Here is an 11,939-nt window from a genome sequence, read left to right as displayed (position 1 = left end):
GTACGTTTATGGCCGCCGGCAAAAGGATCCGAGCCGATGCCTGCCGGGATCGCTGACGGGAACGGTCAAGGTGGCGATTGAGGATTGGGCGGTTTGCCTCCACGCCGCTCACCCAGGCTATATCAGCTGGGAGGAGTTCATGGCCAACCAGGGGCGACTGGCGGATAACGTCTTCCGCTATGAGGCAGGACATTCTGGCGTACCGCGCAAGGGGGCAGCCCTGTTACAAGGAATTGCGATCTGCGGCCGCTGCGGACGGCGCATGAGCATGCGCTACACGGGCCCGAATGCCGACTATCCGGTCTATTGCTGCCGCTCGGATCGGGACCAGCAAGGCACTGCATTGTGTCAGGAAGTCCGGGCCTTGGCGGTTGACGCGCTGGTCGAGCGGGTGGTCCTCGATGCCCTGGTGCCGGATCAGATTGAGATCGCACTCGCGGCGGCGGGCCAACTGGAGCAGGAGAACCGTCAGCTCGAGCGCCAGTGGGCGCTTCGCGTGGAGCGCGCCCGCTACGAGGCCGAGCGCGCTCGGCGTCAGTATGACGCCGTAGAACCCGAGAACCGTCTTGTGGCGCGCTCACTTGAGCGGGCTTGGGAAGAGAAGCTGCGTGTCGTCGAGGCGGTCGAGCAGCAGCATGCGCGTTGGCGCGTACAAGAGCCGCTTCTGATTGGCCCGGCGGAACGCGCTGGGCTACAAGCGCTCGGCGAGAACCTGCCGCGGATTTGGAATACGGTCACCACGTCGGCAGCCGATCGCAAGCGCATTCTACGATTTGTCATCCGCGAAGTCGTTCTTGATCAGAAGCGGACCCGAGGTCAGGTGTGGCTCAAGATCGTCTGGCAGACCGGCGCAACCAGCGAGCATCACGTACAACGGCGCGTTCACACCTACCGCGATTACATCGACATTGATCGGTTGCGGCGACGGATCGTCGAGTTGAATGCTGAACACAAAATGGATGGCGAGATCGCGGCAATACTCAATCAGGAAGGCTTCGTCGCGGCCCGAGGCTGCGCCTTCAAAGGCGAGAACGTCTGGTTGTTGCGTACCCGCTGGGGCATTCCCACCATCAAAATCAACGGCGTGGACAAGAATCCGATGCGCTGGCCTGACGGTAGCTTCTCGATTCAGGGCGCTGCGGCCGAGCTTGGTGTAACCTCGCAGACGGTGTTCGATTATCTTGCGCGCGGATTGCTGGTAGGTCGTCAGTTGGCCAAAGGCCAGCCATGGCAGATCGAGCTCTCAGACAAACAAATTACCCAGCTTCGCAACCGGGTACGACGCACCAAGCGTTCGAAGAAGGAGGCATCATGAAGTCATCGGCTCGGCAATCACGTCATGCCATTGTGACACCGGGACCTGACTTGACTTGAGCCAAGGCTCGTTTTTCTTGTGGGTGTTGAGGTTGTCGAGGATGACGTGAAGCTTTCGGCCCGGAAAGGCCGCGGTGATGCTGTTCATGAAATCGAGAAACTCGACGCGGCGACGACGTTTTGAATGCGTCGCGATGATCTTTCCGGTGGCGACCTCAAGGGCCGCAAACAGTGTTGTGGTGCCATGCCGCTTGTAATCGTGGCTCTGGCCGGTCAAGGCGCGGCCATTGGGCAACTTCAGATAACCCTGCGCTCGCTCCAAGGCCTGGATCGAGGGCTTCTCGTCCACGCATAGCACAATGGCCTTCGCGGGCGGGGCGACATAGAGGCCAACAACATCGGCGGCTTTGGCCGTAAAGTTCGGGTCGTTGCTCTCGCACCAGGACTTGCGGGCTACGAGGTCAATCTTGTGGCTGCGCAGGAACCGCCAGACATATTGGACGTCAACATCACCCAGCGCCTCGGCCAGCAGAGGGCCGGTCCAGCGCGCAAATCCTTGCGGGGACGGCTTATCCAGCAGCTTCAGAATCCGCTTGTCGGTGGCCTTCGTATAGATGGCTGCTTGCCGGGCCGCGGCTTGTCTTGCAGCCCTTCAAGGCCATGATCGGCATAGCGGCGCCGCCAAAGGCTGACAATCCGCGGCTGGACTCCGACTTCCTTGGCGATCGAGCGGGTGCTACGCCCCTCCGCCGCCAACAGAACTATCCGCACCCGCTTCAAATCGCGCTGCAACGTCACCGGCGAGCGCCAACACGCCTCAAGCACCTTGCGATCTTTCTGCGAAAGGTGGACTTCTCTTGCTTCGGGGATCATTCATATCTTGAATCACGACTCACGATCCAAGAAAAGTGGGTACTAGTCTTGGTCGGCGGTTTGCATCTTCGGACGCTTGGTTTTGTGCCTCAGGTCCCGCCTAATCACGTCCTCTTGGTATTGAGCCAGATCGAAACCGCTTTCTCCCGGTATGATGCCGGACTCCCTCGATCATGAACCCTCAACCACAGGTTCCACCCACCGCCGGCCCTGTTCGAGCGAGTGCCTGATCTCATTCACCTCAAAATTCCCGAAATGCGCATGGCTTGCCTCAGCGAAAAATCTCGGTCATGGACTTACCGGCCTTCGCCTCGATCTCCTTATCGGAATCGACGAACTCTCAGCCTGTCCCTTGGCGAGTGCACGGCCAAGGCTGGATTTGCCGGCACCCATCATGCCGACGAGAACGATCGGCCGCGCGCTCGGGGTGTCAAGAATCTTTGCTGTCATCGGGGGCGCGCCGTGCGTCTCGGCGGGTCCACTTGCAGCAGAGGAACCAGGCTGCCACCAACTGTACTATCCGCGTCGGCTTCCCAGTGAGGAATCTCTATGATCCCATCGGGTATGGCAACCTTGTTGCAGGCCTGTCGCACGCGCTCTAGGAGTGGCTTGGCTATGGATTGATCCAAAGGCTCTCGGCTCCCTCGCTGCAGTCTCTGCAGTTCCTTGTACGTGTCATGATTGTCGATCTTGGCCTTGTAGCTGTCTGCCGTGTGGAACTCCACCTCGAAGCAGTAGCCCCCTGGCGTGGCCAGCACAGTCTTGATGCCGACGAAGGTCGGCGATCGCGCCCTGAACCAGTTGGTCGTGCTGACCTCGAGATAGCCGCTCTCGTCGAAGCTTAGAATGGCTTTCTTGAAGGCACGTGCAAATTCCTCATCAGGGAGTTCGAATACGTGGCGTACAGCGTTGCTGATCAGCTGGGCGCCGGCCTCAATCGGGGCCCGCATTCCGATGAGCTGGTCCGTCATCGAGTCTATCGATCTCAAGGCCCAACGCAAATGAGGCATCTTCACCTTGATGTCGGCTTTCCTAAGGGCTTCAGCAACCGAGTTTGCCATTAGGGTGATATCCTTTTCTTGAGCTTGAGCGCGGGAAACCTCCATTTGGGCGCGCTGTGCGGCCTGCTCGCGAGTCAATGTGATTGTCTTGACGGAATCATCGGCAGCAAGACCTCGGGCCTTGGGTTCAGGCAGAACGCCTCGCTCGGCAGCAAGTTTGATCGCGGCTTGCATGACTGAAGCCGCCAGCGTCGGATTGTCCTTGAGATCCTCCAATCTCGCATCGACATCGAACAGACCCTGGCTGAGGGTAGCCGCGATGCTCTTCGTGTAAGCTACTGATTTCAACCCCGGTGTCTTTTGCAGGAGGCGCTGAAGGTGCACGCTTTTGAACATAAAGGCGTAGGCACCAGTGTCGGATTTGTAGGCGTCAGTTCCGACCTTGATGCCGAGGCTCAAGAGATTGTTTGCGCTTTGTATGAGGTCGTCTGGATCGTAACCATCCGGTCTTGAATCGATGCGTGACGGATTCGACCCGAGATCGATGCGTGAAGGATAGTGGTCGAGCAAGAGCTCGAGGCGGTCTCGCGGGTGAAGAGTTGCAGTATAGGCCTCCGCCAGGTCCGGGAAAATCTCGGAGAGTGCTGGGCTCACCCTTAGGCCTGTCTCGCTCACGCTTTCGACTGTATCGGGCAGGATCTTTTCATCCTGCTTCGTCGTCCACGCCTCGAGATCGGCGACGACCAATTCGGCTATTTCGTGGGCGACCGGATGCTTGGCGACATCAATTTCACGTCTCGCCTTCTCGAGCCTGTCCTGGACATCCTGGCCAGTTATCTGCTCCTGGCTTAGCAGGTGACGGATGTCTCGCTGGAGCTCGCGGTGAATTCCTTCGTACGTGCCGAAGACGGCACGCTCGGCAAACCACTGTCGGCATTCATGGGATTGAGCCAGAAAGCCTCGCTGCAGGCCGGTATAGATTTCCAGAACATTCCGTGTGGCGGCGAGGATCTGGCTGCCGCGACCGAACTTGTAGCGACCATCCTCGATCGCCGGTGTGTGCGACTTTGGCGGCTTGAGCGAGCCCATTTGGCGAGCTTGCTCCTCTTGATCGAATTGCCTGACATGCTCGTAAAGCTGTGGCCGGTCGCCGATGATGACGATGCTATCCCCATCGAAGTCGCCGTCAAGCTTCTTCTGTTCACCGGGTGGCACGGCAACCAGCGAGCCCGGAGCAAACAACTCGGTCGCCTGGAGGATGCCGACGCAGTCGACCGGTGTGTCCATTTTTACGCGGTCCTTACGTTTGGTCCAGCTCGAATGGCACTTCACGTCCTCGGCAGACATCACCAGCCCACGGCCGGCGAAGTCGGCTGGCCACATCTCATCCGGCACCACGATCAGAAGTCCTTTGGCAAAGAAGGTCGGATCGTCGGCTGCCAACTCGTTCCCCGACTTCTGGGCGACATTGAAACTGTATTGCATCGTCACGCAATGATCGAGAAACGACGCAGTCGCGTCCCCATCAGCGGACAACCTGACCTGGTCGGGGGCGAACGGGCGAAGGTTGGGCTTGTCATAAGGAGACCGCCCGACCAGCACGCCACCACCGCTCAACGTTTCGCTCTTGAGCGTCGGCACATGGAGGCAGCCATCAGCGGACGGGACGGCCACAGCGCCCGGACCATTGATGTTTGCGGCCGTCACGGTGCGAAACAGCTCCTCGGACGTCAGCGTTTGCCCTTCCCGGCTCTCAAGCCAGCTCCTGGCCCTCTCGCGCGCCTCATCTGCCACTAGCTCGCTGCGCGGATAATGTTGCATTGCCGAAACTGGCAGGGCTGACTTCCTTCCCTCACCAAAGGCGAGCACCCGGTCAGAACCTTCCCGCTCGCCGGCCCGACGAACTGCCGGCATAAGGCTGGCCAGCGAGGCCCTGATGAAGCCGCAGCCGTCATGCGGTCGTAATGCAATGGGGCCGTCCGGCCCCATCAACCTGAAGGGATGCTCCTGGTTGGCAGGGCGGTCCGGCAGTAGCACCAATTTGAAGGCGCCTTCCAGCGCGTAGTCGTGAGGAGACAGACCTTTGATCGTTGGAGGCGCCGCAAAACCCCTGCGCTGGGTGTAGTAATAGGCCTCTTTGAAAGGCGCCCAAGCGCGCCACAGCTGCTCGAAGGCTGTGCCCGCTGCGGTTTCGGCATAAGGAATCGCCAGCAACTTTCCCCCACGATTCGGTGGCTCGCCTGGAGCACGCGCCGCAATCTGGGACACGGTCAATCGCGGCGGCTTTAACTTGCTGCCGCCGAACAGGTCCATGCGGTACGGCACACCCGCGACGCTCACAGTACGCGCCAACATGAAGGCGCTCGGGGGGGCTGGCAGTTGCACTGCGACCACGGGCAAGGCCCCCGAGGTCAGGCGATGAAAAATCGAATATCGTCTCTCCGGGTCCGTGGCCACCGGCCGACCCTGCATGTCCACCACCGGCAGCTGCATCAGTCCCGCCTCGCCCTGCGGAGACCTCGGGGCGTGGTCCATGGCTCGCAAGACCTGATGCACGTCGAAGACCGACGCAGGATGTTGCGCCCGGATCGCCGCCGGATCCTGCTCCATGAAGAAGTCCAGCGCATCCACTGGACTGTCCGACTCGATCTGCGCGATCAGGTTCCAGCTCATGGTGGAAAGATCGCCTTGAATCAGGTCGCGCGCGCCAGCCAGGATCTCTCTGGTCCCATGCTGCAGCTCTTCCTGCCTGATCCGTAACTCGGGCCTGTTGCCCTCGACATACGGTCGCCTGAACAATCTCTCCAGGACCGCGCGAGCTTTGAGCGTCTGATAGATCGATAAAGCGGGGCGGCGGCTTGCAAGCGGCCCACGGGTCCGCTCGGCGTCTCTTGCGCTCAGATGCGCCTCTATCTTGTGTTCTACCACAGGCTGCAGCTCGTTGAGCAGGTTGAGGGCCTGCCTGCGGTGCCGGCGCAGCGGGTTCTGCGGGCTGCGCGCCAGCGGCAGCAGAGCAGCACACAGATTGCCCATGGTTTCCAGATCGTTCCGGGTACTAAAATCAGGGGCTTGACGCAATTCCGAGAGCCGATTCAAGCCCGTCGGTGCGAGCAAACCGAGATCATCAAACAGCCGAGCCTTACCCAGCGCCTTGAAAATGCTTGTGATATGCAGTACGGTAGCCTGCCCCAGGCGATCATTATCATAGTGCAGATAGTGAGCGAGCTTGTGCAACCGATCCTTCGCCAGAGCAGCGTCCGTAATCTCTCCGGTATCCTCTGCCCTCATGATCGTTCGCGACAGAGCATTCGCGAGCATACTGAGCTGAGGCGTGGTGAACGCACCCAATCTTTGCCCTCGAGCACCCAACCCGCGCGCGATGTCCATCGTGGACTGCCGGCACGCCACCTCGTCCGGCCACTTGCTGAACCCGTTCATCAAGGTCGCCTGTACCTGCGGAGCGAAAGAGAGCAGGCGCTGACCGGCTTGCACGGCGATTGCGATCGTGGCTTTGCGGCAGTCATCCCCGTCCGGCCACTTGCTGAAGCCGTTCACCAGGTTCGCCAGTTGCTGCGGGGTAACATCAGAGAGTACGGCGCGGCGAAGGACCTCGCCTGCGATCGCGAATGTGGCGTCGCGATTATCCGGCGATTCCGGCCACTTGCTGAAACCGTTGACCAGATTAGCGAGGTCCTGGAGAGTAAAATCATACAGCCAGGAGGCGCGGCGACGGATCTCCCTGGCTATCAAACCTGTAACTCGCTGAGAAGCTGGCTCGTCCGGCCATTTGCTAAAACCATTCGCCAGGTTCGCCAGATCCTGGTGATTAAAATCAAAGAGCCCGAATTCCGTACGGGCCCGGCGAATGACCTCACTGGCGATCGCCATTGTGGCTTGGCGAGTCGCCGCCTGTTTCGGCCACTTGCTGAACCCGTTCACAAATATCGCCAGCGCCCGTGGCGTAAGATGAGAGAACCGGTCGGCACGGCGAAAGATCTCATCGGCGATCGCGAGTGTTGCTTCGCGACAGTTCGCCTGTTGTGGCCACTTGCTGAAACCATTCACCAGGTGCATCAGGTCATGGAAGTTAAACTCAGAGAGTTGGGCGAGGCGGCGAATGACATCGCTGGCGATCGCGACTGTCGCTTGGTGATAGTCCGCATCGTCCGGACATTTGCTAAACGCGTTCATCAGGTTCGCCAGATCCTGATGAGTAAAATCAGTGAGCCCTTGCTCGCGGGCGCGGCGAGAGAGTTCTGCGGCGATTTTGGCTGTGGCTTGGCGATAGACCGCCTCGTCCGGCCATTTGCTAAAAACATTCGCCAGGTTCGTCAGGTCCTGGTGATTAAAATCAGATAGGCCGAACCCGACGTGGGCGGCGCGGCGACTGACCTCAACGGCAATCGCTGCGATAGCTTGGCGAGGCCGCTCCTCTTCTGGCCATTTGGTGAAGCCGTTCACCAGAATCGCGAGGTTCTGCGGACTAACTTCAGAGAGCCGGGAGCGGCGGTCACGGCGGAGGACCTCACCGGCCACTGCGCCTGCGGCTTCGCGAAACGCCGCCTCGTCCGGCCATTGGGCGAAACCCTGCGCCACGTTCGCCAGTTCCTGCTGATTGAATTCAGAGAGCCGGCCGCGGCGGTCGCGGCGGAGAACCTCGCCGGCGATTTTGACTGCGGCTTGGCGAGACGCTGCCTGTTCCGGCCACTTGCTGAACCCATTGACAAATGTCGCCAGGCTCTGCCGAGTAAGCAGCGAGAGCTTGTGGTCGCTGCGAAGGATCTCACCGGCGAGCGCGATCATAGCTTCGCAACAATCGGCAGCATTTGGCCACTTGCTGAAACCGTTCACAAGGTTCGCCACGTGTTGCTGATCAAAATCGGAGAGTTGGAAACGGCGGTCGGCGCGACGACGGACCTCACGGGCGACGGCTTCCGTGCCCTGACGAGTTTCTGCCCGGCCTGGCCACTTGCTGAAACCGTTCACCAGCAACGACAGACTTTGACTAGTCAGCGCCCCAAGAAGTGCCCTGCCTTCATCGCGGCAATATTCGGCGATTCTGATCGTGCCCTCGCGGCATGTCGTGGACAGCGGATACCGACCAAATGATGCCGCCAGAAGCGAAAGAGCTTTGGGTTCGACTTCACGCACTAACGCATCATGAAGCCGCGCCACCCGGGCTGCCATCGCCTTGCAAGCTTCGACACCTTCCTGACCTCCGGTCTCGCGAGCTACTGCATTGCATGCCGTAGCGTAACCCCATGATTTCCCGCGACGGATATCGTCCTCGAAGCGCGTGACAAATTGACGTCTGAACTGGGCGGCGGCCTTTTGCACGAAGGCTGCATGGACCCCTTCGCCCGCCGCCTGCAGCCGTCTGTCATACTCCACCACCGCACGTGAGAATCCAACAATGTCACGGGCGAAATAAATCGCGTCTAGAGCTGCGCTTGATTGTTGTTCTGAGATTGCACTTTGCGTGCTCTGCGTGGCGACACTATCCATGCGCCGCCTTTTTGTTTCGCGCTCCAGGTTGGATACGGATTGTCTGTGCAAGGAGGGGATACTTTGTTGTGAACTCTTGGACCGATCGGCACCGCGGCCCTCGGTTCCGGAACGCGACGAACTTTCTTCCCAATTTGGGGCACCGCCATGCGGCAAAGGGCGAAAACCGCCCTGGCCCTCGCGCGTATCAACGGAGGGATCGGCTGGCGTGCGGCGTCGGACATCGCCGGCCGAAGATAGTATTTGAGCGGATGAGGCTCCTAAATCTCGATTTTCAGAGCGCAAGCGCTGCACGACAGAACTGAACGTCGAACTATCTCTTCCATCCCCAAGGTCTGATTCACCACGGGAACAGTGCGCGCCTGGTCCGCTTGGCGCATTCCCGCGCCGGTCAACTCCCGTCAAAATCCTGCTCCCATGCAAGCGAGAATGCGCCGATTACAACGTTTGGTACACACTGTGCTGCCGCGGCGGCCTCAACGACTTTGTTTCAACGCCTCTGAGCGCAGCTCCTTACCCTGCGCTGACGTGACTCGCCAAACCGGAAATTTCTTGCGCCACGTACGCGCTCTGGGATCGATCATATCCCCCGCACCTGACGTAAACCTGACCTGCGCGCAACCGAATTCGGGGTCATTCCGGAGTCGCGGTTGCGTTCGCCGTCCGCTCGTCACTTCGGTCCGACTGGCGCTTGCGGCAGCGGAGAGGGGAAAACCTCGACTTGCCAGGAAGCTGACTCGGCATGAACAGATGGCTTACCGAATAAATCGAGTCATCGAGTCAGCGCTCGCCAGATCTCCGCAAACAATCGCGTTTTGTCCCCGGCACTCGGCTTGAGCGGCCACGGCGACCTCACGGGAGCGCTTGTAACCTCGATCCTGAGAATCCCGTTGCTCAGAGCAGCGGCGCCGTCGAACCGGTCTCAACCGCTGCAAGCCGTTTGAGTTTGGCTGCGCTTACCCGTTGCCGGCCGGCTCGCCATCCGCGAACGCAAGGATGCCAGCGAGTAACCGTCATTCCCGACCGGATAGCTCTGTGCGATTCCTTCCCGGAGCAGCGGCGAGGCACGCTGGCGCGGCAAAGGGGCCGTCCACCGATGGCCGACCCGCAACGTGCAGAGCTCTTGCTCACACCGGACACGGTGTGGGGCATTTCCAATGGCCGTGCCCGGTTCGGATCAGCCACGACGAAGGGTGGAAGGCTGCCATAACGGGTCCGGGAACGGCCGCCAGCTTGAAGCGGCGGCGCCTATAGGTCTTTTCATAGCCGTCATGTTTTCGGGGAAGGCAATGGGCCTCGACGCCAAAGCTGAGCAGTGCAGCGACACTGGGCGGCGTTGCGCGGAAGCGGCTGAACATCAGGAGCTTGAGCTCGGCCGCCGCATTCTTCCAATCTCCGCCGAGCGGCCACCAGGGAAGCGACGGGGCGACCCACGGCAGTGACAGCAGTCTGGGCGGAGCTATGCAGCACCGATGTGCCCGGAAAAAAGCGATCGGCATAACGCTGATGGATTGTCAGAAAGCCGATCTCATCGCGCACGCCCATGGATTCTTCATCCATCTGCGCCTTGGCGCGGGCGAGCGCCTCTCGCGATAGATAGCTCCATCCCAAAGTGGACTCGATTGGCGAGCCGCTTCTCGTACGGGATGATCTTGTGGGTTGGCCCATGCCCTCAGCCCCATAAAGAGGACAAGGGGGTGGCGGCCAGCTTATCGCCAAAGGGCACGAGATCAGCGCCGTCATAGGGCACGGCGCCGAAGGCAAATCGGTGCGTGAAGAGATCGGCAGTCATGTGCGGAGTCCTAGCCTATTGATCATATTAAAAAATGGACGTTTTTGGGCCGAAATATGCATATGTTGCATGACTCGATATAGCATCATATTGAAAATTGGACATCTATAACCTATTTTTGAATATGATGCTACAGGCCGGTTCCAGTCTCCCGAACTTCGTCACAACTCTCCAGTCGGAGGGGCGCATTACGTTCACGCGCGCCGAAGCCATCGCTGCCCTCGGCATCACGGAGGCTGCCTTCCTCAAAGCCGCCGCGCGGCTCCAGAAACGCCACATGCTGTTCAACCCCCGGCACGGTTTCTACGTGGCCGTCCCGCCGCAATTCATGAGCTGGGAGGCACCACCACCCCCCCCCCCGGTACATCGACGCGCTGATGCGGCATGAGGAGCGTCCCTACTATGTCGGTCTGCTCAAGGCGGCTGAGCTGCACGGCGCTACGCATCATGCCGTCATGGAATTCCAAGTCGTGACAGACAAGCAACTCCGCAAGATCCGGGCGGGGCGCTCTTGGGTTACGTTCCATTTCCGCAAAGACCTGGAGAGCGTCCACGAGGGCATCGTTGATCGAAAGACGGATACGGGCAGCATGAAGATTTCAGGGCCCGAACTAACGGCGCTTGACCTCTTCCGTTACATGCACGTGGCGGGCGGCATCGATGCCGTCGCGACCGTCATGACGGACCTCGCGGAAAGCATTGATGGTCAAAAGCTGGCGGCAATGTCGGCGCATTTCGAGCGCGCTTGCGGCCAGCGGGTCGGCTATCTGCTTGATCGGCTCGGTCACGCCGAGCGCGCCAATGCGCTTCGTAACCAGCTCTTTGAAAAAGAGACGATGCCGTGGGTCACGCTCGAACCGGAGCGTCGAAAGGATGAGAAGGCGCAACCCACGCCTGTCGAGCGCAGCGAGCGCTGGCGCGTGATAGTGCGGCGTTATCCGGAGATCGATGAATGATCCCCGCGCAGAACATCATCGCTTGGTCAAAGCATGCGCCGTGGGCGGAGCAGCGGCAAGTCGAGCAGGACCTCATCATCGCACGAGCGCTGGTCGAGCTCTTCAACGACCCATTCCTGCGCAAAGAGCTTCGCTTCCGTGGCGGAACGGCGCTCAACAAACTGCACTTCCCAAAGCCTCTGCGGTATTCGGAGGACATCGACCTTGTGCGGACCACGGCGGGCGCAATCGGCCCGATCCTCGACCCATACCTTGAGAGCATTGAGGATGGGGACACTATGTTGCTGGCGGAAGCGGCGAATGCAGTCGGCCTGTGTTTCACCCTTGTCCGGTACCTCGATATGAAGTTGCTCGGTGACAAGCCTCGCCCATGCGATGCATCTGGCCACGGCAGCAAGGACACGCCTTCCGATCGTCGGGCAGGTCATACTCGACGCGCTCACGCGGCAGGTTCGCCGGCAGCGGCCTGCGGCCGCGCTTCTTTCCCGTTGTGTTTTC

The 11,939-nt window shown here is 60.1% G+C and carries 4 protein-coding genes and 3 pseudogenes; 4 read left to right on the top strand and 3 right to left on the bottom strand.

Features of this window, described 5'->3' with window-relative positions:
• Positions 1-1,315: recombinase zinc ribbon domain-containing protein (locus H8B02_RS38955; protein WP_229171034.1), on the top strand; the 1,315-nt coding region annotated here is incomplete at its 5' end.
• 24 nt (positions 1,316-1,339) lie between these two features.
• Here the strand turns inward: H8B02_RS38955 and H8B02_RS38950 are convergent.
• Together H8B02_RS38950 and xopAD are read right to left on the bottom strand one after the other, a co-directional pair.
• Positions 1,340-2,187: pseudogene (locus H8B02_RS38950) on the bottom strand (IS630 family transposase); the annotation flags it as partial.
• 446 nt (positions 2,188-2,633) lie between these two features.
• Entirely contained in the window at positions 2,634-8,693 is a 6,060-nt protein-coding gene (gene xopAD / locus H8B02_RS38945) for a XopAD/skwp family type III secretion system effector (RefSeq protein WP_229171033.1), read from the bottom strand.
• Between the two features lie 1,889 nt (positions 8,694-10,582).
• Between xopAD and H8B02_RS48695 the strand changes: the two genes are divergently transcribed.
• The 3 genes and pseudogenes from H8B02_RS48695 to H8B02_RS38930 all read left to right on the top strand — a co-directional run.
• Positions 10,583-10,873, top strand: a complete 291-nt coding sequence (locus tag H8B02_RS48695; RefSeq protein ID WP_312001520.1) for a hypothetical protein — start codon at positions 10,583-10,585, stop codon at positions 10,871-10,873.
• Entirely contained in the window at positions 10,863-11,441 is a 579-nt protein-coding gene (locus H8B02_RS38935) for a type IV toxin-antitoxin system AbiEi family antitoxin (protein ID WP_312001519.1), read from the top strand. Before H8B02_RS48695 ends, H8B02_RS38935 begins: the two co-directional genes overlap by 11 nt.
• Positions 11,438-11,686, top strand: a pseudogene (locus H8B02_RS38930) (nucleotidyl transferase AbiEii/AbiGii toxin family protein); the annotation flags it as partial. The gene H8B02_RS38935 and the pseudogene H8B02_RS38930, both read left to right, overlap by 4 nt.
• 87 nt (positions 11,687-11,773) lie before the next feature.
• On the opposite strand, the pseudogene H8B02_RS38925 reads toward H8B02_RS38930, so the two are convergent.
• Positions 11,774-11,939 (bottom strand): annotated as a pseudogene (locus tag H8B02_RS38925) (IS66 family transposase); the annotation flags it as partial.

Source organism: Bradyrhizobium altum (assembly GCF_020889705.1).
Lineage (GTDB): Bacteria > Pseudomonadota > Alphaproteobacteria > Rhizobiales > Xanthobacteraceae > Bradyrhizobium > Bradyrhizobium altum.
Note: the sequence above shows the minus strand (reverse complement) of the source record. Positions and strands in the feature narration are given on the sequence as shown.